The 20642-nt window shown below is 65.2% G+C and carries 18 protein-coding genes; 12 read left to right on the forward strand and 6 right to left on the reverse strand.

Annotation, left to right across the window (positions count from 1 at the left end; translation table 11 throughout):
• Positions 1-121: 121 nt before the first annotated feature.
• Together A9513_RS07055 and A9513_RS07060 are read right to left on the reverse strand one after the other, a co-directional pair.
• Entirely contained in the window at positions 122-1273 is a 1152-nt protein-coding gene (locus tag A9513_RS07055) for a thiolase (protein WP_024763964.1), read from the reverse strand.
• On the reverse strand, positions 1270-1656 hold the full coding sequence (locus A9513_RS07060; RefSeq protein ID WP_037012870.1) for a Zn-ribbon domain-containing OB-fold protein: 387 nt from the start codon (positions 1654-1656) through the stop codon (positions 1270-1272). Before A9513_RS07060 ends, A9513_RS07055 begins: the two co-directional genes overlap by 4 nt.
• A 141-nt stretch (positions 1657-1797) precedes the next feature.
• Between A9513_RS07060 and A9513_RS07065 the strand changes: the two genes are divergently transcribed.
• Together A9513_RS07065 and A9513_RS07070 are read left to right on the forward strand one after the other, a co-directional pair.
• Entirely contained in the window at positions 1798-2613 is an 816-nt protein-coding gene (locus tag A9513_RS07065; protein ID WP_065084331.1) for an IclR family transcriptional regulator, read from the forward strand.
• A 397-nt stretch (positions 2614-3010) separates the two neighbouring features.
• A complete protein-coding gene (locus A9513_RS07070) occupies positions 3011-4030 on the forward strand; it encodes a branched-chain amino acid aminotransferase (RefSeq protein WP_054906784.1) in 1020 nt (339 codons plus the stop codon).
• Positions 4031-4234: 204 nt separating this feature from the next.
• Here the strand turns inward: A9513_RS07070 and A9513_RS07075 are convergent, their stop codons facing one another.
• Positions 4235-6625 carry a hybrid sensor histidine kinase/response regulator gene (locus A9513_RS07075; RefSeq protein WP_065084361.1) on the reverse strand — a complete coding sequence of 797 codons (2391 nt, stop codon included), beginning with the start codon at positions 6623-6625 and terminating at the stop codon, positions 4235-4237.
• Positions 6626-6833: 208 nt separating this feature from the next.
• Between A9513_RS07075 and A9513_RS07080 the strand changes: the two genes are divergently transcribed.
• The 4 genes from A9513_RS07080 to A9513_RS07095 all read left to right on the forward strand — a co-directional run bounded on the left by A9513_RS07080 (position 6834) and on the right by A9513_RS07095 (position 10383).
• Positions 6834-7631 (forward strand): hydroxymethylpyrimidine/phosphomethylpyrimidine kinase, encoded by a 798-nt coding sequence (locus tag A9513_RS07080; protein ID WP_065084332.1) that lies wholly within the window; start codon positions 6834-6836, stop codon positions 7629-7631.
• 34 nt (positions 7632-7665) lie between these two features.
• Positions 7666-8295, forward strand: a complete 630-nt coding sequence (thiE, locus tag A9513_RS07085; protein ID WP_024763969.1) for a thiamine phosphate synthase — start codon at positions 7666-7668, stop codon at positions 8293-8295.
• A gap of 42 nt (positions 8296-8337) precedes the next feature.
• Positions 8338-9624, forward strand: coding sequence for a glutamate-1-semialdehyde 2,1-aminomutase (gene hemL, locus A9513_RS07090; protein ID WP_024763970.1), 1287 nt, complete (start codon positions 8338-8340; stop codon positions 9622-9624).
• Positions 9625-9840: 216 nt separating this feature from the next.
• Positions 9841-10383 (forward strand): tetratricopeptide repeat protein, encoded by a 543-nt coding sequence (locus A9513_RS07095; protein ID WP_017521798.1) that lies wholly within the window; start codon positions 9841-9843, stop codon positions 10381-10383.
• A 115-nt stretch (positions 10384-10498) separates the two neighbouring features.
• On the opposite strand, the gene A9513_RS07100 is transcribed toward A9513_RS07095, so the two are convergent.
• Positions 10499-10831: a DUF1820 family protein gene (locus A9513_RS07100; RefSeq protein WP_024763971.1), complete on the reverse strand. Its 333-nt coding sequence runs from the start codon at positions 10829-10831 to the stop codon at positions 10499-10501.
• 137 nt (positions 10832-10968) lie between these two features.
• Here A9513_RS07100 and miaB point away from each other — a divergent pair, with 137 nt between their 5' ends.
• From miaB to lnt, 5 genes are all read left to right on the forward strand, one after another.
• A complete protein-coding gene (gene miaB / locus A9513_RS07105) occupies positions 10969-12306 on the forward strand; it encodes a tRNA (N6-isopentenyl adenosine(37)-C2)-methylthiotransferase MiaB (protein WP_065084333.1) in 1338 nt (445 codons plus the stop codon).
• A 104-nt stretch (positions 12307-12410) separates the two neighbouring features.
• Positions 12411-13412, forward strand: coding sequence for a PhoH family protein (locus A9513_RS07110; RefSeq protein ID WP_065084334.1), 1002 nt, complete (start codon positions 12411-12413; stop codon positions 13410-13412).
• Complete coding sequence (gene ybeY, locus A9513_RS07115; protein ID WP_024763974.1) at positions 13405-13866, forward strand: rRNA maturation RNase YbeY; 462 nt, start codon at positions 13405-13407, stop codon at positions 13864-13866. The genes A9513_RS07110 and ybeY overlap by 8 nt, the downstream gene beginning before the upstream one ends.
• Before the next feature lie 19 nt (positions 13867-13885).
• Entirely contained in the window at positions 13886-14725 is an 840-nt protein-coding gene (locus A9513_RS07120) for an HlyC/CorC family transporter (protein WP_024763975.1), read from the forward strand.
• Between the two features lie 208 nt (positions 14726-14933).
• Positions 14934-16466 carry an apolipoprotein N-acyltransferase gene (gene lnt, locus A9513_RS07125; RefSeq protein WP_065084335.1) on the forward strand — a complete coding sequence of 511 codons (1533 nt, stop codon included), beginning with the start codon at positions 14934-14936 and terminating at the stop codon, positions 16464-16466.
• A gap of 47 nt (positions 16467-16513) precedes the next feature.
• Here lnt and A9513_RS07130 read toward each other — a convergent pair whose 3' ends face one another.
• Both A9513_RS07130 and A9513_RS07135 read right to left on the reverse strand, forming a co-directional pair.
• Positions 16514-17275, reverse strand: coding sequence for a YdcF family protein (locus A9513_RS07130; RefSeq protein ID WP_065084336.1), 762 nt, complete (start codon positions 17273-17275; stop codon positions 16514-16516).
• A gap of 46 nt (positions 17276-17321) precedes the next feature.
• Positions 17322-17753: a hypothetical protein gene (locus A9513_RS07135; RefSeq protein ID WP_024763978.1), complete on the reverse strand. Its 432-nt coding sequence runs from the start codon at positions 17751-17753 to the stop codon at positions 17322-17324.
• A gap of 235 nt (positions 17754-17988) precedes the next feature.
• Here A9513_RS07135 and leuS point away from each other — a divergent pair, with 235 nt between their 5' ends.
• Positions 17989-20610, forward strand: coding sequence for a leucine--tRNA ligase (gene leuS, locus A9513_RS07140; protein ID WP_065084337.1), 2622 nt, complete (start codon positions 17989-17991; stop codon positions 20608-20610).
• Positions 20611-20642: the final 32 nt, after the last annotated feature.

The following is a 20642-nucleotide window of genomic DNA, read 5'->3' on the forward strand; positions in this document are numbered from 1 at the left end:
ACGTTCCACCTGAACAGATGACGGGTGCCGGACTAGGTCGTCCCGGCGCGAGGGCGAACGCGTCCACGGCGGGCCGCCCGCTTATCGCAGGTAGCCACCGGGAGGGCGTCCTGCCCGGATTTCAGAGCACGTTCTGGGTGCCGAGCAGCGCGGTGACCTGGCTGGACAAGGTGCCGCCGTTGCCGTGCAGCAGGGCGATGTCGGCCTTCTTCAACTGGCGCTCACCGGCCTGTCGGCGCAACTGCGTAACCGCCTCGATGATCAGGAACATGCCGTACATGCCCGGATGCACACAGGACAGCCCGCCGCCGTTGGTGTTCACCGCCAGCTCGCCGCCAGGAGCAATGCGCCCGCCCTGGACGAAGCGACCGCCCTCGCCCTTCGGGCAGAAGCCGAGGTCCTCGAGGAACAGGATCGTATTGATGGTGAAGGCGTCGTAGACCATCACCAGGTCGATGTCCGCGTGCTTCACACCGGCCATCTGCATGGCGCGCGGGCCACTCTCGGAAGCGGCGGTGACGGTGAGGTCGGGCATGGCAACGATGGAGCGGTGCCACTGTGCGCCGGCCGCGCCGAGGAAGTAGATCGGCGCCCTGGGCAGGTCCCGCGCACGGTCGGCGCGCACCATCACACAGGCGCCACCGCCGTCGGTGACCAGGCAGCAGTCGGCCTTGCTCAGCGGGTCGCTGACCATCCGCGCAGCGAGCACCTCATCGATGCTCAGCGGGCCACGGGCGAAGGCCTCGGGATTGAGGTTGGCCCAGCCCCGTGCGGCCACGGCCACTTCGGCCAGGTGCTCGCGGGTGGTGCCGTATTGATGCATGTGCCGGCTGGCAGCCAGCGCGTAGGCGGTGATCGGGTGGCGCGGCTGGTAGGGCGTTTCGTGCCACTGCGGCTCGCTCATCGATACCAGCTTGCCGCCGGCAGTGCGCTGGTTGGAGCCATAGCAGATCAGCGCCGCGTCACACAGGCCGGCCTCCAGGGCCAGGGTTGCCTGCAGAAGATGCAGCTCGAAGCTGGAGCCGCCGACATTGGTGCCATCGACGAACTTCGGCTTGATGCCCAGGTATTCGCAGACCGAGAGGGTCGGGAAGGCGTGGGAGCTGGTGGCCGAGAACACCGCGTCGATGTCCGAGAGCGCAAGCCCTGCATCGGCGATGGCTTTCATCGAGGCCTGGCCGAGCAGCTCCATAGCGCTGTAGCCATGGGCTTCGCCGATACCGGCGCTGCCGATGCCGACGATGGCGGTCTTGCCGCGCAGGACCTGGCTCATGGCTGCACCTCCGCCAGGGGCTCGAAGACGACGACAGGGCCGCTGTCCTGCTGGGCGATGCGCGCTTTCACGCGAGTACCGATGGGCAGGCTGAGATGGCCTTCGATGCGCGACATCATGCGCACGCCTTCATCCAGGTCGACCAGGGCGACGTTGTAGTCACCGCTGCGGGCGCGGTTGACAGTCAAGGCATAAAGAGTGCCCAGGCCACTGGCAGGGACCCACTCCAGGTCCGTTTCGCCGCTGCCGGGCACCTGGGTGCGCGGGTAGAACACATGCCGGCCGGTGGAGGCGCTGCGCTGCAACATGAAGCGGCCCTGGGCGAGAAACGCGAGGTACTGCGCCTCGGGCCCTGGCATGCTGCGGTCGGGGAAATCCACCATTGAGGTTTCTCCTTTGTTCTTGTTCTGCCTTTGTTGCAAAGTGCGTTACCGCCCATGCCAAGCCAGCTTCCAGGAAGCCGTTGCAGGCGTCGCAGGGTCAGAATACATTCACAATACTGAATGTCAATCAGAATACAGAATATGACAACTGAAAAGACCGTCGAAGAAGCCAGCAGCAAACGCACCGGCAGCGCCAAGGATGTCGGCGCAGTGGTGAACGCCATCCAGATCCTTCGCCACCTGGCCAATGCCGAAGGCCCCGAGGGCGCGACCGCCATCGCCCGCGCCACGGGAGTCAGCCCGAGCACCACCTTCAACATCCTGCGCACCCTGACCAACGAGCAACTGACCTCGTTCGACAACGACACCAAGACCTACCGCCTGGGACTGGGCCTGTCGGAACTGGCAGTGAGCTTCATCGGCCGCAGCTACGCCGACCTTATCCAGCCGGAACTGGAACGCCTGAGCACCAGCCACAACATCCTGATCACTTTGTGGCAGGTCACCGACGACGCCCACATCCGCGTGATCGCCGTCTCCGCGCCAGCCGTGGCGCACGTCAACGTCGCCGTCGGCTCGCGCCTGCCGGAACTGGTCGGCGCCGCAGGCCGCTGCATCGCCGGCCTGCGCAACCTGCCGGACGACGAACTGCGCCGCCGCCTGACCCGTGTGCGCTGGGAGAACCCGCCAAGCTTCGAGGAATACCGCAGCGATGCCGCCGCCACCCTGGAGCGCGGCTGGGCCATCGACCAGGACCACCTCTACCGCGGCGTCAGCATGGTCGCCAGCGCGATCATCGATCACGACCGCCAGCCACGCTTCATCATTTCCGGGATCGGCATCAGCGCCCAGCATGAGCGCGAGAAGCTCGAGCAGATCGGCGCCCGCCTGCACGAGACAGCCCGTTTCATCAGCCGCTCGCTATTCCCCCAGGGGAATTCCAGCCAGTCGGAATGACGGAAATTTCATTCAGCATGCGAAATGACATTCATATAAATGTCTTTTTTCAGCTGAATGCATGACCCGAAGCCAACAGACGATCAGTAAAATCCGTCTTCGGGCAGGGCATTGCCGCCCGCGACCCTGCGCCGGGGTCGCTCGGTTCCCGATGCGACTGATGGCAGCGATATTCGCAGGCAGGCCCCCACAGCCGCGAATATCGCCGGTATCATGGCAAGTCCTGGTGGAGTCCTGGCGGTACCATCAAGCGGGGGACGTCGCTCCCCCCGCGTAGCGGAATCCTGGCGATTCAGGCAGCGCCCGCCGTCAGGGTCCCGAAATCACCATGCGGATGCTCGCCCGCCATGCCCTGGCAGACGAATGGCCGCAGGCAATCCCATTGAATGAGGCAACCATGGAACAGAAAGACATCGACTGGGGCGCGCTCGGATTCGATTACATCAAGACCGACTTCCGCTACATCTCCCACTGGCGCGATGGCCTCTGGGACGACGGCAAGCTGACCGAAGACAACACCCTGCACATCAGCGAAGGCTCCTCGGCCCTGCATTACGGCCAGCAGTGCTTCGAAGGCCTGAAGGCCTACCGCTGCAAGGACGGCTCGATCAACCTGTTCCGCCCGGACCAGAACGCCGCACGCATGGCCCGCAGTTGCGCCCGCGTACTGATGCCGCAGGTTTCTGAACAGCAGTTCATCGACGCCTGCCGCCAGGTGGTCCGCGCCAACGAGCGCTTCATTCCCCCGTACGGCTCCGGCGGCGCGCTGTACCTGCGCCCGTTCGTGATCGGCGTGGGCGACAACATCGGCGTGCGCCCGGCTCCGGAATTCATCTTCTCGGTGTTCTGCATCCCGGTCGGCGCCTACTTCAAGGGCGGCATGAAGCCCCATGACTTCGTGATCTCCACCTACGACCGCGCCGCGCCCAACGGCACCGGCGCCGCCAAGGTCGGTGGCAACTACGCCGCCAGCCTGATGCCGGGCGCCCAGGCCAAGAAAGACGGCTTCGCCGACTGCATCTACCTCGACCCGGCCACCCACAGCCGCATTGAGGAAGTGGGCTCGGCCAACTTCTTCGCCATCACCCACGACAACGAGTTCGTCACCCCGCGCTCCAGCTCGGTGCTGCCGGGCATCACCCGTCTGTCGCTGATGCAACTGGCCGAACAGCGCCTGGGCCTGAAAGTGGTCGAAGGCGACGTGCAGATCGACGACCTGGCGCGCTTCAAGGAAGCCGGCGCCTGCGGTACCGCCGCGGTGATTACCCCGATCGGCGGCATCCAGTACAAGGACAACCTGCACGTGTTCTTCAGCCGCGAAGACGTCGGCCCGGTGACCCGTCGCCTCTACGAAGAGCTGACCGGCATCCAGAAGGGTGACGTGGAAGGTCCGGAAGGCTGGGTCGTCAAGGTCTGAACCTGACAGCTCGCTGAAACAGAAACGCCGCGATACCGAAAGGCATCGCGGCGTTTTTCATTCGGTTGTGCGCAAGAGTCATCGCTCCACGGACCGTTCGCGAGCAAGCTCGCTCCTACAAGCCCGCTCCGGCGCGCTCTTCGCAGCGAACCGAAAGGCACGAGGCTACCGCAGACGAAGCCCGCCCCCGCACAGGATCGAACCTCAGGCCGGGCTGGGCAGCGCCGGCTGGCACAGCAGCCAGTCATGCAGCAAAGCCTGCAGCTCCTCGAACTTCACCGGCTTGGCCATGTAGTCGCTCATTCCAGCGGCCAGGCAGCGCTCGCGGTCGCCGCTATGGCTGTGGGCGGTAATCGCCAGCACGGGAAGATCGGCGCAACGCGGCAGGGTGCGAATCGCCCGGCAGGTGGCGAAGCCGTCCATCACCGGCATCTGGCAATCCAGCAACACCGTATCGATCGCCTCCCGACGCAGGAGCTCGATGGCCTCGGCGCCATTGTCGGCCGTGCGCACGCGATAACCGAGCTTGAGCAGCATGCCGCGAATTACCAGTTGATTGATGGCGTTGTCTTCCACCACCAGCACGGTGCACTGGTCGGGGCTGCGCAGCACCTGGCCGCCGGCACGGCGTGGCGGCGGCGCGATGCTCTGCACCGGCTGGCCGACCTGCAACTCCAGGCTGAAGCGGCTGCCCTGCCCCGGCACGGATTCATGCACCAACTCACCGCCCAGCAGCGCCACCAATTTGCGGCACAGCGCCAGGCCAATCCCCAGGCCGCCGTACTCGCGGGTGAGCGAGCCGTCGATCTGGAAGAAGCGCTGGTACAGCACGCCGTCCGGCGGCGTGGAGAAGCCAATTCCGCTGTCCTGCACCTCGATGCGCAGCGCCAGCCCTTCACTGTTCGGCACACCGGCTACGCGCAGATTCACCCCACCCTGGTGCGTGAACTTGATGGCGTTGTCGATCAGGTAGCCCAGCGCCTGGGCCAGCTTGCCGGCGTCGCCTTCGAGGGTGTCGGGCAGGCTCTCATCCAGTTGCAGCACGAAGCGCAGCCCGCGCTCCTCGGCGCGCGGCGCGTACTGCGCGCGCAGGCCATCGCACAGGCCGCGCAGGCTGAAAGGCTCGCGGCGCGGGTAGAGCTTGCCGGCCTGCAACTCGATCAGCGCAAGAATGTCGTTGACCATGCGCATCATGTCGCGCGCCGAGCCGGTGGCGGTCTTGTGGTACTGGGTCAGCTCGATGTCCATGGGCACCGTCTGCATCAGTTCCAGCGAACCGATCACCCCGCTCATGGGCGTGCGCAATTCATGGGTGACGGTGGCGAGGAACTCGTCCTTCAGGCGGTTGCTGCTGGCCAGCTCCAGGTTCAGCTGCTCCAGCTTGCGGCTGGTTTCCTGGAGGATACGCGTGCGCTCTTCCTTCATGGCGTTGATGCGGTCGGCCAGCGCCAGGGACAGCAGGCCGACCTCCAGCGCCGAGCCGATCTGGCTGGCGTACATAGTCAGGAATACATTGGGCAGCAAGCCCAACACCATCAACGTGTTGATCACCCCGCCGAGCAGGAAGGCGCTCCAGGCGAAGATGAAGTAACGCGCCACACGCATGCCGCGCAACCAGGCGACGATGCCGGCGGTGAAGATCACCACGGTAAACGCCAGCGCCAGGTAGGTGGCCAGGCGCAGGGCAATGGCGTAGCTGACGGTGAGCGCCAGCACCATCACCAGTGCGCCGACGCCCATCAAGACGCGCAGGATGCGGTCGATCCACAGGCTGTGCTCGCGGGTATGCAGGAAGCTGCGGGCGAACTGACAGCCGAACAGCCCGGCCGAACCGATCAGGAACGGCGTGGAAGCATTGGCCCACCAGGGATTGTTCGGCCAGAAGTATTCGATGCCGGCGCCGTTGACCGAGATCTGATAGAAGCCGAACGAGGCGATATAGAGGATGTAATAGAGGTAGCTGGTGTCGCGCACGCTGAGGAAGATGAACAGGTTGTAGATCAGCATCACCAGCAGCACGCCATAAATGATGCCCAGCACGTAGATGCGCTGCGGTTGTTCTTCCAGATAGGCCTTGGGCGACCACAGCGTCAGCGGCGCCTGGATCGAGCCCTGACTCTCCAGACGCAGGTAGGCGCGCAGCGGCTTGCCCGGCTCCAGCTTGAGATCGAACAGGTAGTTGTTCTGGCGGATCGGCCGGCTGTCGAACGGCAAGGTATCGCCAGTGCGCTGGGCGAGCTTGAAGCCGCCATTGCCATCGGGCAGGTAGAGATCGAGCTTGTCCAGCGGCGGGTAAGCCAGCTCCAGCAGCCAGTTGGCCGGGTCGCGCGAGGCCTGCGGCTGGTAGTCCAGGTCCAGGCGCAGCCAGAACACCGAGCGCGAATAGCCGGCATTGAGCACGTCGCGCTCATGGGGGCGGAAGCTGGCGGCCAGCGCCGGCGAGCTGATCTCGGCGATATCGGCGGTGCCGCGCACGTCCTCGAAGACATCCATCGCCCGCCCGAGCGGCAGTTGCCCCACGTGCTCGTCGAAGCTGATGGCGCTCGCCACTGGCGAGAGGATGAGAAGGATCAGGAAGATCAGCCAGTGCCGCATGGTGCCCCGCAGTGCCACCGACAGCCGCGCCGGAGATCCCCATCTCCCGCTTTGGCGCGCCGTGGAGGCGTTGTGTTGGAATCGGCGAACTCTAGCACAGGCCTTGTGCCCCGTGGCATTCGACCATCCGGACAGGGCGCGGCCGGGCGATGCGCAATGGACCGTTCGGTCAGCTCAGCAGCGCATTTTGGTGATAAGCTCCCGCGCCATGAAAACACCTGCCTCCCGTCCCGTAGTGCTCTGCCTGTCCGGCCACGACCCCAGTGGCGGCGCCGGTCTGCAGGCCGATATCGAAGCCCTGATCGCCCAAGGCTGCCACGCGGCGCCCACCGTCACCGCGCTGACCGTTCAGGATACCGTCAACGTTTCCGACTTCCGCGTGCTCGACCGCGAGTGGGTGCTGGCCCAGGCCAACGCGGTGATCGCCGACCTGCCGGTGGCGGCGGTCAAGCTCGGCATGCTCGGCTCGGTGCAGATGGTCGACACCGTCGTCGAGATCATGCAATCGCTGCCCGGCATCCCGCTGGTCTGCGACCCGATGCTGCGCGCCGGCGGCGGCGGCTCGCTGGGCAAGGACGACGTCGGCTACGCCATGCGCGAGCGCCTGCTGCCGATTGCCGCAGTCGCCACGCCGAACCTGCCGGAAGCGCGCATTCTCGCCGAGCTGCCCGAAGGCACCGCGGACCAATGCGCCGACAAGCTGTTGCCTTATATCCAGACCCTGCTGATCACCGGCGGCCACGGCGACGAGTCCGAAGTGCACAATCGCCTGTACACCCGCGACGGCCAGCGCCACACCTTCACCTGCCAGCGCCTGCCCGGCAGCTACCACGGCTCGGGCTGCACCCTGGCGAGCACCCTCGCCGGCCGCCTGGCCCTGGGCGAGGAACTGGTCAGCGCGGTGCGCAGCGCCCTGGACTACACCTGGCGCACCCTGCGTGACGCGGAAGCACCCGGCCACGGCCAGTACGTGCCGCGCCGCCTGCCGCTGGACTATTGCAACTGATTCACTGATCAACCGTACGAAGATCGAGGCACCGATGAAACTGCGCGGACTCTACGCCATCACCGACAGCCAGCTGCTCGACGGCGGCCGCCTGCTGCCCTACGTCGAAGCCGCCCTGAAGGGCGGCGCCAAGCTGCTGCAGTACCGCGACAAGTCCGATGACGCCTCGCGCCGCCTGCGTGAAGCCGAGGCGCTGCGCGATCTCTGCGCGCGCTACGGCGCCACGCTGCTGATCAATGACGACGCCGAGCTGGCCGCGCGCCTGGGTGTCAGCGTGCACCTGGGCCAGACCGATGGCTCGCTGGCCGCGGCCCGCGCTCTGCTCGGCCGCAATGCCGTCATCGGCGGCACCTGCCACGCCAGCCTCGACCTGGCCGAGAAGGCCATTGCCGAAGGCGCCAGCTACGTCGCCTTCGGTCGCTTCTTCACGTCCCAGACCAAACCGGGCGCGTCCGCCGCCAGCCTCGAACTGCTGGAACAGGCCAAGGCGCGCTTCAACGTGCCGCTGGTGGCCATCGGCGGCGTGACCCTGGACAACGCGCCGGAGCTGATCGCCCGCGGCGCCGACATGATCGCCGTGATCCACGCGCTGTTCGCCGCCGACTCCCCGGCCGAAGTCGAACAACGCGCGCGCGCCTTCAGCCAACTCTTCGAAACCCGCTGAGCGCCCAAGCGCCCGGCCCTTCACAGCTTCGCGAGGTACACCATGTCCCGTTCCGAAACGCTTTTCGCCAATGCCCAGAAACACATCCCCGGTGGCGTGAACTCGCCGGTGCGCGCGTTCAAGAGCGTCGGCGGCACCCCGCTGTTCTTCAAGCATGCGGAGGGCGCCTACGTGGTGGACGAGGATGACAAGCGCTACGTCGACTACGTCGGCTCCTGGGGCCCGATGATCCTCGGCCACAGCCACCCGGACGTGCTCGACGCCGTGCGCAAGCAACTCGACCACGGCCTGTCCTACGGCGCACCGACCGCGCTGGAAGTGGAAATGGCCGATCTGGTCTGCTCGCTGGTCCCGTCCATGGACATGGTGCGCATGGTCAGCTCCGGCACCGAAGCCACCATGAGCGCCATCCGCCTGGCCCGCGGCTACACCGGCCGCGACAGCATCATCAAGTTCGAAGGCTGCTACCACGGCCACTCCGACAGCCTGCTGGTGAAAGCCGGCTCCGGCGCCCTGACCTTCGGCGTACCGAACTCCCCCGGCGTGCCGGCGGCCTTCGCCAAGCACACCCTGACCCTGCCCTTCAACGACATTGCCGCCGTCGAGAAGACCCTGGGCGAAGTCGGCAAGGAAGTGGCGTGCATCATCGTCGAGCCGGTCGCCGGCAACATGAACTGCGTGCCTCCGGCCCCCGGCTTCCTCGAAGGCCTGCGCCGCCTGTGCGACCAGCACGGCGTGGTGCTGATCTTCGACGAAGTGATGACCGGCTTCCGCGTCGCCCTGGGCGGCGCCCAGGCGCACTACGGCATCACCCCGGACCTGTCGACCTTCGGCAAGATCATCGGTGGCGGCATGCCGGTGGGCGCCTTCGGCGGCAAGCGCGAGATCATGGAGCAGATCTCCCCGCTCGGCCCGGTCTACCAGGCCGGCACCCTGTCGGGCAACCCGCTGGCCATGGCCGCCGGCCTGACCACCCTGCGCCTGATCAGCCGCCCCGGCTTCCACGACGAGCTGACCACCTACACCACCCGCATGCTGCAGGGCCTGCAGGAGCGCGCCGACGCTGCCGGCATCCCCTTCGTGACCACCCAGGCGGGTGCCGCGATGTTCGGCCTGTACTTCACCGGCGCCGACGACATCGTCACCTTCGACGATGTGATGACCAGCGACGCGGAACGCTTCAAGCGCTTCTTCCACCTGATGCTGGACGCTGGCGTGTACCTGGCTCCGAGTGCCTTCGAGGCTGGCTTCACCTCCATCGCCCACGGTGAAACCGAGCTGAAGCTGACCCTGGACGCCGCCGAGCGCGCTTTCGCCGCCCTCAAGTAAGGCCTCCCGCGAAGGCGCCCAGGCGGGCGCCTTCCGCTCTGTACCGGGCCTTTCACAGCGTTACGCCAACCCTGGCGCCGCTGGCATTTCCAGTAAAAAAACAGAAAAGAAGGTAAAGACTTTGTAAGGAAGCGCCCGCTTATTTCATAATGTGAAGGCTGGCGCATTTCGCTGGCCGGGTTTTGCCCGCCCCGATTCTGGAGGCCGTTTCTCCCCATGTACCGTTCCGGTCGCACCCTGCTGGGTTGCCTGTTGCTTGCACTGCCCCTGTTCACTCAGGCGGGCGGCAACTCGCTGCTGATTCCAGCCACCGGACGCTGCACCCTCAATACCGTGCCCGAACAGCTGCAACAGGCCCTGGCCAGTTGCCAGCAGGCCGCCAATGCCGGCGACGCACAGGCACAGTTCGAGCTGGGGGAGTTCTTCTACACCGGCGAACGCGCCCCGCGCGACTTCCAGGCCGCCCTGCACTGGTACGAGAAGGCTTCGCTGCAGGGCCACGCCGACGCACAACTGCGCCTGGGCACCATGTTCTTCCGCGGCGAAGGCGTGAAGGCCAACAACGTACAGGCCTACATCGTGCTGAAGATGGCTGCGGTCAACGGCGCCGAAGACGCCATGGACAGCGCCGACCTGGTCGCCGAGCAGATGAACAAGGACGAACTGGACATCGCCACCAAGGTGCTCGGGCAGATCTTCCGCAATTACCTGATCGAACTGCAGACCGCCGGCAACTCGCCGTTCTCGCCGCTGCCCTGACCCAAACGCCACTCCCTGCAGGAGCGAGCTTGCTCGCGAACAGGACTATTGGGCTGACTTCGGCGTTGGGCAGTTCGCGAGCGAACTCCTACGAAGGACAAAATGCGCTGATGAATCAGCTGTCCTTGCCCGGCATCGGCATGGGGAACGGCATCACGTTGCCGGTGATCTTGGCATCGCTGATCTTCGCGGTGCCCAGGCGCTCCACTTCATCGATACGGATGATCGAATGCAGCGGCACGAAGCTGCGGATGACGCCGTCGAACTGCGCCTTGAGCTTTTCCTCGCTAGGGTCGACCACCACCTGGGTGCGCTCGCCGAAGACGAACTCCTCGATCTCCAGGAAGCCCCACAGATCGCTCTGGTAGATCTGCTTGGCGTACATCTCGTACACCTGGCCCTGGTTGAGGAAGACCACCTTGTAGATCGGGTTCTCGCGCTTGCTCATGAACGAAGGATGACAGCTTTGCAAAAAGGGCACGCAGCATAACACAGGCAACCTCCCCCCACGCGCCGCCGCTGGTAGACACAAGCGGCGAGGCATATAATGCGCGGTCATTTTTTAACCAGACCAAGACAGGTTCCATGGCCAAGAAGCTTTTCATCCAGACCCACGGCTGCCAGATGAACGAGTACGACAGCTCGCGCATGGCCGATCTGCTGGGTGAACACCAGGCCCTGGAAATCACCGAAAAGGCCGAAGAAGCCGACGTCATTCTGCTCAATACCTGCTCGATCCGCGAGAAGGCGCAGGAGAAGGTGTTCTCCGAACTGGGCGCCTGGCGCGTGCTCAAACAGCAGAACCCGGACCTGGTGATCGGCGTCGGCGGCTGCGTGGCCAGCCAGGAAGGCGCGGCGATCCGCGAGCGTGCGCCGTACGTGGACGTGGTGTTCGGCCCACAGACCCTGCATCGCCTGCCGGAGATGATCGACGCTGCCCGCGCTACCCGCAAACCCCAGGTAGACGTGTCCTTCCCGGAGATCGAGAAGTTCGACCGCCTGCCCGAGCCACAGGTCAACGGCCCTACCGCCTTCGTCTCGGTCATGGAAGGCTGCAGCAAGTACTGCACCTTCTGCGTGGTGCCCTACACCCGCGGCGAGGAAGTCAGCCGCCCGTTCGATGACGTACTCGCCGAGGTCATCCACCTGGCCGAGAACGGTGTGAAGGAAGTCACCCTGCTGGGGCAGAACGTCAACGGCTACCGCGGCCAGACCCACGACGGCCGCCTGGCCGACTTCGCCGAACTGATCCGCGTGGTCGCCGAAGTCGATGGCATCGAGCGCATCCGCTACACCACTTCGCATCCGTTGGAATTCTCCGACTCGCTGATCGCCGCCCACGCCGAGGTGCCGGAACTGGTGAAGTTCGTCCACCTGCCGGTGCAGGCCGGTTCGGACCGCATCCTGGCGGCGATGAAGCGCAACCACACCGCGCTGGAATACAAGTCGCGCATCCGCAAGCTGAAGGCGGCGGTGCCGGATATCTGCATCAGTTCGGATTTCATCATCGGCTTCCCCGGCGAGACCGAGAAGGACTTCGAGCAGACCCTGAAGCTGGTGGAGGACGTCGGTTTCGACTTCTCCTTCTCCTTCATCTACAGCTCGCGTCCGGGCACCCCGGCTGCCGACCTGGTGGACGATACCCCCGACGAAGTGAAGAAGCAGCGCCTGCTGATCCTCAACAGCCGCCTGAACCAGCAAGGCTTCGAGATCAGCCGACGGATGGTCGGGACCATCCAACGCATCCTCGTCACCGACTACGCCAAGCGCGACCCGGGCCAGCTCCAGGGCCGCACCGAGAACAACCGCGTGGTCAACTTCCGCTGCGACAATCCGCGCCTGATCGGCCAGTTCGTCGACGTGGAAATCTACGAGGCACTGCCCAATTCCCTGCGCGCGACCCTGGTGGAAGCACGTCACTGAACCTCGACCGTTGAATCCCCCGTTGGCGACTGAACTTTCGTACTCGCTCGCCGGGGGTTATTCTTCGACCATCTCCCTTTGCAGCACGGCGACCTAGACAGCCCTTGAACGCCCCCCTGGACATCCATCGTTTCATGCTCGAGCCCTTCGAGGCCCGCAGCTTCGCTAACCTGTGCGGCCAGTTCGACGAACACCTGCACCAGATCGAGAAGCGCCTCGGCATCGAGATCCGCAACCGCGGCAACCAGTTCGAACTGGTCGGCGACCCCGAGCGCACCCAGGCAGCCGAAAACCTCCTGCAGCGCCTCTACCGCGAAGTGCAGAACGGCACCGAGATGACGCCCGACCTGGTTCACCTGTTCCTGCAGGAATCCGGCCTGGAAGAACTCTCCGTGGAGCCCGTGGCCCCGCTGGTGACACTCAAGACCCGCCAGGCACACATTCGCCCTCGCGGCGCGAACCAGCAGCGCTACGTCAAGGCTATCCTCGATCACGACATCAACTTCGGCATCGGTCCGGCCGGCACCGGCAAGACCTACCTCGCCGTCGCCTGCGCCGTGGACGCCCTGGAGCGCGAGCAGATCCGCCGCATCCTGCTGGTGCGCCCGGCGGTGGAAGCCGGCGAGAAGCTCGGCTTCCTGCCCGGCGACCTGTCGCAGAAGATCGACCCCTACCTGCGCCCGCTGTATGACGCGCTGTACGAGATGCTCGGCTTCGAGACCGTGGCCAAGCTGATCGAACGCCAGGTCATCGAGGTCGCGCCGCTCGCCTACATGCGCGGCCGCACGCTGAGCAACAGCTTCATCATCCTCGACGAAAGCCAGAACACCACGATGGAACAGATGAAGATGTTCCTCACCCGGATCGGTTTCGGCTCCACCGCGGTGATCACCGGCGACGTCACCCAGGTCGACCTGCCCAAAGGCACCCGCTCGGGCCTCAAGCACGTGATGGAAGTGCTGCGCGACGTCCCCGGCATCAGCTTCACCCACTTCAAGTCCAAGGACGTCGTGCGCCACCCACTGGTGCAGCGCATCGTCGATGCCTACGACGCCTATGAGAACCGCCTGACCGGCGTAGAAGGCCAGGGCAACAAGAATGCTTGAACTGGACCTGCAGGTCGCCTCCGACGCGGCCGGCCTGCCAAGCGAAGCCGAGTTCAGAACCTGGTGCGAACTGGCCCTGCGCCAGCGCCAGAATGATTCTGAACTCACCATCCGCCTGGTGGACGAAGCCGAAGGGCGCGAACTGAACAAGACCTGGCGGCACAAGGACTACGCCACCAACGTACTGTCCTTCCCCGCCGATGTTCCCGATGAGCTGCTGGATATCCCGCTGCTGGGCGACCTGGTGATCTGCGCCCCCGTGGTTATCCGCGAGGCCGCCGAACAGGGCAAATCCGTGCAGGCCCACTGGGCCCACCTCGTCATCCATGGCTGCCTCCATCTGCTCGGCTACGATCACATCGACGATGTGGAAGCAGAGGAAATGGAAGGCCTGGAACGGGAATTGCTGGCTGAACTGGGTCACCCGGACCCCTATGCGGCCGATGAAGAATAAAAGCCACTGAGCAGGAATGATGAGCGAAGACCGATCGAGCAATGGGCACAAGTCGTGGTTGGACAAGATCACCCAGGCTTTTGCCCATGAGCCGAGAAACCGCCAGGAGCTGCTGGAGCTGCTGCGCGAAGCCCACGACAACAAGCTGCTCGACAGCGAAGCGTTGTCCATCGTCGAAGGCGCAATCCAGGTAGCGGACCTCCAAGTCCGCGACATCATGGTGCCGCGCTCGCAGATGATCAGCATCAAGGCCACCCAGACCCCGCGCGAGTTCCTGCCGGCGATCATCGACGCGGCGCACTCGCGCTACCCCGTGGTGGGCGAGAGCCTGGACGACGTCATGGGTGTGCTGCTGGCCAAGGACCTGCTGCCGCTGATCCTTCACGACAACGCCCACTCCTTCAATATCAAGGACCTGCTGCGGCCGGCCACCTTCGTGCCGGAGTCCAAGCGCCTGAACGTGCTCCTGCGCGAATTCCGTGCGAACCACAACCACATGGCCATCGTCATCGACGAGTACGGCGGCGTGGCGGGACTGGTGACCATCGAGGACGTGCTGGAGCAGATCGTCGGCGATATCGAGGACGAGCACGACGTCGAGGAAGACAGCTACATCAAGCCATTGCCCAGCGGCGATTTCATCGTGAAGGCACTGACCCCGGTAGAAGCCTTCAACGATTTCTTCGGCGCGGAATTCTCTGACGAAGAATTCGACACCGTCGGCGGCGTCGTGATGAGCGCCTTCGGCCACCTGCCCAAGCGCAACGAAACCACCGAACTGGGCGGCTTCCGTTTCCGCGTGCTCAACGCGGACAGCCGCCGCCTGCACCTGCTGCGTCTGACCCCGCTGCAGGATTAAGAGGCAGACACCTGTAGGAGCGAGCTTGCTCGCGAACCAACTCCGCTGCGAGGGCAGCTCGCGAGCAAGCTCGCTCCTACAATAAGTTCCGACCTATCCTGCAACACACCGCCGCACTCAGCTCATGGCTTTTGGCCCTCATCCCCATAGCCTACCGTTCGTCTCTCCATTACTCTTGCGCATCGCTTAACCGCAACAAGGATTTCCGATGCGCTGGATCACCCGCCCCGGCCTGCCAGGCCACCTGCTCGCCCTGGCCGCCGGCGCGCTCACTCCGCTGTTCCTGGCACCATTCGGCTACTGGCCGCTGGCGGTGCTGTCGCTGGCCCTGTTCTACCTCGGCCTGCGCGGCACCACCGCCGGCTCGGCGCTGTGGCGCGGCTGGTGGTACGGCTTCGGCGCCTTCATCGCCGGGACGAGCTGGATCTACTTCAGCATCCACAACTTCGGTGGCGCCTCCGGGCCGTTGGCCGGCTTCCTGGTAGCGGGTTTCAGTGCCGGTGTCGCGTTCTTCTTCGCCCTCCCCGCCTGGGTCTGGGCGCGCTTCTTCCGCCGCAACAATGCCCCTCTGAGCGACGCACTGGCCTTCGCCGCGCTGTGGATGGTGCTGGAGCTGTTCCGCAGTTGGTTCCTCACCGGCTTCCCCTGGCTCTACGCCGGCTACAGCCAGCTGGAAGGACCGCTGGCCGGCCTCGCCCCGCTGGGCGGCGTGTGGCTGGTGTCCTTCGCCATCGCCCTGACCGGCGCGCTGATCATCAACATCCCGGCCCTGACCCGGCGCCCGGCGCGCCTGGCCGCCGGCCTAGTCCTGCTGATCGCCCCCTGGGCCGCCGGCCTGGCTTACAAGGGCCACGCCTGGACCGTCCCAGCCGGCGCACCGCTGAAGGTCGCCGCACTGCAGGGCAACATCGCCCAGGAAATGAAGTGGGATCCCAAGGCCATCACCCACCAGCTCGAGCTTTACCGCGACCTGACCGCCGAGCAGAACGGCGTCGACCTGATCGTCTGGCCGGAAACCGCCGTGCCCGTGCTCAAGGACCAGGCCACCGGCTACCTGGAGATGATCAACGGCGTCGCCACCGCCAAGAAGGCCGCGCTTATCACCGGCGTGCCGGTACGCGAGAAGACCGCGGATGGCATCCGTTACTACAACGGCATTACCGTGGTCGGCGAAGGCAGCGGCAACTACCTCAAGCAGAAGCTGGTGCCCTTCGGCGAATACGTTCCGCTGCAGGACGTGCTGCGCGGGCTGATCGCCTTCTTCGACCTGCCCATGTCCGACTTTGCGCGCGGCCCGGCCGACCAGCCGCTGCTCAAGGCCAAGGGTTATTCCGTGGCGCCGTACATCTGCTACGAAGTGGTCTACCCGGAGTTCGCCGCCGAGCTCGCGGCACACAGCCAGCTGTTGCTGACCATCAGCAACGATGCCTGGTTCGGCACCTCCATCGGCCCACTGCAGCACCTGCAGATGGCGCAGATGCGCGCGCTGGAAGCCGGCCGCTGGATGGTGCGCGGCACCAACAACGGCGTGACCGCGCTGATCGACCCGTTCGGCAGACTGGCGGTGCAGATCCCGCAATTCCAGCAAGGCGTCCTGCAGGGCGAAGTCGTGCCGATGCAGGGCCTGACCCCCTACCTGAAGTGGCGCGTCTGGCCGTTGGCGACTCTCAGCGCCGTACTGCTGGTCTGGGCGCTGGTGCGCCGTCGCACACACCCGGAAGAACGTCGGCTGTTCGGCTGACTCAAGCGAAAAGGGCCTCATTGCGAGGCCCTTTTGCATGGCGAAGGCTAGCGGTAGAACAACCGATACCCGACCAGCCCGATCGCCTCGTTCAGCAGTTGCCCGCTCTGCCAGATCGCCCGCCCCTCCGGCAACCAGCCCCCCATGGGCACGACATCGTCCGTCCCGATATACCCCGAAGGTGCCGGCACCACTTCCAGCCCGGCCTTCTCGAAGCTCCAGATCGAACGTGGCATATGAATGGCGCTGGTGACCAGGATTACCCGCCGGATACCCGCCTCGCGCAGCATCTCGGCGCTGAACCGCGCATTCTCCCAGGTCGTGCGGCTGCGACCCTCTTCCCAGCGCACCGGCACGCCGTAATCGTCCAGCAGGCTTTGCGCCATGATCCGCGCCTCGGAAGGCGGCGTGCCATAGTGCAGGCCGCCGGAGGTCAGTACCGGCAGGCCGCTGGCCTTGGCCAGGCGGGCCGCGTAGCGAATACGCTCGCGGGCCATCAGGCCGGGCTGGTCTTCGTCCCAGGCGCGGTCGCCGCGTACCCGCCCCGCGCCCAGCACCACAATGGCGTCGGCACGCTGCGCCAGCCCTGGCCATTGCGCCTGCCTCAGCGCTTGCTGCGGCTCCAACTGGCGCGCCCCCCAGTCCACGGTCACCGGCAGGCTCATCACCAGCAGGCCCAGGAAGCCGGAAAAGAAACAGAGCATGGAGAAGCGCGGAAAGCGGCGGCGCAGCACGAAGCCCAGGAGCAACAACAGAAGCAGCAGTCCCGGCGGCATGAAGAGCTGTTTGAGGATGAAGCGGATCGGCATTGGCGACTCCTTGTCGAGGCACCAAGCCTAACGGATCGATGGGGTATCAGCGCGCTTTCGCGTTGCGGAACAACTGCGAGCCGCAGGACGTACAAGGCAACACACCCTGGCTGCGGCTCCAGGCGACCGGCGAGCCACACAGCGCGCATTGCAGCTGCTGCGGGCGCGGCACCAGGCGCGGACGACTCGGAGGCACAGCGTGGCGCACAGGGCGCGGCGCGCGGGCCGGGGAATGCTCCAGCAGCGCCAGCTCTTCCGCTGCGGCATGCCAACCGCGCAGCCAATTCACATCCTGATCCAGATAGGCCCGGATCAACTCCATCTCGGCACTGCTCAAGCCGCGCAACTCCAGCTCCATCGGGCATTCGTCACGTAGCCGCTCAGCGGTATCGGCCTCATCCAGGGCCAGTGCGAGCCGTTGCAACAACCGTTCATACAGACCGGAACCCGAAGCACTTGCACGATGCAGCTCAGCCATCAGTCACCTCAAGACAGGCGGAAACCTCCCGCCTTCAGGCAAAGCTTAGCGGCCCACCCCGCGCCAGACCGAGCGTGCGACAAACGGCGCGGGCTACCGGCTCGGGTGGGGGTCATGTATGCTACGAGGCTTTCTGTAGCCGCCTGACCCGTGTTTTCTCGGGGGTCGGCGAAGCGGAGGGCCACTCGACCTCCCCGGCTGCACATTTCTTTTCCGTACAGGTTCAAATCGCGCCATGCACGAGCAATATCAGCCCCTCGAGATCGAATCCCAGGCCCAGAAATTCTGGAACGAACACAATTCCTTCCGCGTCGACGAAGTCGCCGGCAAGGAGAAGTTCTACTGCCTGTCGATGTTCCCGTATCCGAGCGGCAAGCTACACATGGGGCATGTGCGCAACTACACCATCGGTGACGTGATCAGCCGCTACCACCGCATGCAGGGCAAGAACGTCCTGCAGCCGATGGGCTGGGACGCCTTCGGCATGCCGGCGGAAAACGCCGCGATGAAGAACAACGTCGCGCCGGCGGCCTGGACCTACGACAACATCGCCTACATGAAGTCCCAGCTCAACAGCCTGGGCCTGGCCATCGACTGGTCCCGCGAAGTCACCACCTGCAAGCCGGACTACTACCGCTGGGAACAGTGGTTGTTCACCCGCCTGTTCGAGAAGGGCGTGATCTACCGCAAGAACGGCACCGTGAACTGGGACCCGGCGGACCAGACCGTACTGGCCAACGAGCAGGTCATCGACGGCCGTGGCTGGCGTTCGGGCGCGCTGATCGAGAAGCGCGAAATCCCGATGTACTACTTCAAGATCACCGCCTACGCCGAAGAGCTGCTCTCCAGTCTCGACGACCTGCCGGGCTGGCCGGAACAGGTCAAGACCATGCAGCGCAACTGGATCGGCAAGTCCCGCGGCATGGAGATCGCCTTCCCCTATGACCAGGCCTCCATCGGCGAAGCCGGCCAACTGAAGGTCTTCACCACCCGTCCGGACACCCTGATGGGTGCTACGTACGTCGCCGTGGCCGCCGAGCACCCGCTGGCCACCCTGGCTGCCCAGCGTGATCCGTCGCTGCAGGCGTTCATCGACGAGTGCAAGCGCGGCGGCGTCGCCGAAGCCGACATCGCCACCCAGGAGAAGAAAGGCGTCGCCACTTCCCTGTTCGTCGAGCATCCGCTGACCGGCGACAAGCTGCCGGTATGGATCGCCAACTACGTCCTGATGACCTACGGCGAAGGCGCCGTGATGGCGGTTCCGGGCCACGACGAGCGCGACTTCGAATTCTCCAACAAGTACGGCCTGCCCATCGTCCAGGTCATCGCACAGGCCTCCGGCGACAACGACTTCGAGGCCGGCACCTGGAAAGAGTGGTACGGCCTGAAGGACGAGAGCGTCATCACCGTCAATTCCGGCAAATACGACGGCCTGAGCTACCAAGCCGCCTTCGATGCCATCGGCGCCGACCTCGCCGCCAAGGGCCTCGGCCAGCAGCGTACCCAGTTCCGCCTGCGCGACTGGGGCATCAGTCGCCAGCGCTACTGGGGCTGCCCGATCCCGATCATCCATTGCGACAGCTGCGGCGACGTGCCGGTCCCGGCCGACCAACTGCCGGTCGTCCTGCCCGAGGACGTGGTGCCGGATGGCGCCGGTTCGCCGCTGGCCAAACTGCCGTCGTTCTACGAGTGCAACTGCCCGAAATGCGGCCAGCCGGCCAAGCGCGAAACCGACACCATGGACACTTTCGTCGAGTCCTCCTGGTACTTCGCCCGCTACGCCTGCCCGCAGTTCGAAGACGGCATGCTGGACAAGAAGGCCGCCAACTACTGGCTGCCGGTCGACCAGTACATCGGCGGTATCGAGCACGCCATTCTCCACCTGCTCTACGCGCGCTTCTTCCACAAGCTGATGCGCGACGAAGGCCTGATCGACTCCGACGAGCCGTTCAAGAACCTGCTGACCCAGGGCATGGTGGTCGCCGAGACCTACTACCGCGTCGCCGCCAACGGTGGCAAGGAGTGGTTCAACCCGGCAGACGTGGAAGTCGAGCGTGACGCCAAGGCCAAGGTCATCGGCGCGCGCCTGAAGACCGACGGCCTGCCGGTGGAAATCGGCGGTACCGAGAAGATGTCCAAGTCCAAGAACAACGGCGTGGACCCCCAGGCCATGATCGACGCCTACGGCGCCGACACGTGCCGCCTGTTCATGATGTTCGCCTCGCCGCCGGACATGAGCTGCGAATGGTCCGACTCCGGCATCGAAGGCGCCAACCGCTTTCTGCGCCGCGTCTGGCGCCTGGCCCAGGCCCACGTCAACGCAGGCCCTGCCGGCGCCGTGGACAAATCCGCCCTGGACGATGCGCAGAAGGCCATTCACCGCGCCATCCACCTGGCCATCCGCCAGGCCAGCCAGGACGTAGGCCAGCACCACAAGTTCAACACTGCCATCGCCGCCGTGATGACCCTGATGAACGTGCTGGAAAAGGCCCCGGCCGAATCCGCCGCCGACCGTGCCCTGCTGCAGGAAGGCCTGGAAACCGTCACCCTGCTGCTGGCCCCGATCACCCCGCACATCTGCCATGTGATCTGGGAAGAACTGGGCAAGCAAGGCGCCGTGATCGACGCCAGCTGGCCGCAGGTCGACGAAGCCGCGCTGGTGCAGGACAGCCTGCAATTGGTGGTACAGGTCAACGGCAAGCTGCGCGGCCACATTGAAATGCCCGCCAGCGCCAGCCGCGAGGAGGTCGAGGCGGCCGCCCGCGCCAACGAAAACGTGCTGCGCTTCACCGACGGCCTGACCATTCGCAAGGTCATCGTGGTGCCCGGCAAGCTGGTCAATATCGTCGCCAACTAAAAGCAACGCTGGAAAAGACCCATTCGCCCGTG

Origin of the sequence: Pseudomonas sp. AU12215, from assembly GCF_001675465.2 — a bacterium.
In the GTDB taxonomy this organism is placed as follows: domain Bacteria; phylum Pseudomonadota; class Gammaproteobacteria; order Pseudomonadales; family Pseudomonadaceae; genus Pseudomonas; species Pseudomonas nitroreducens.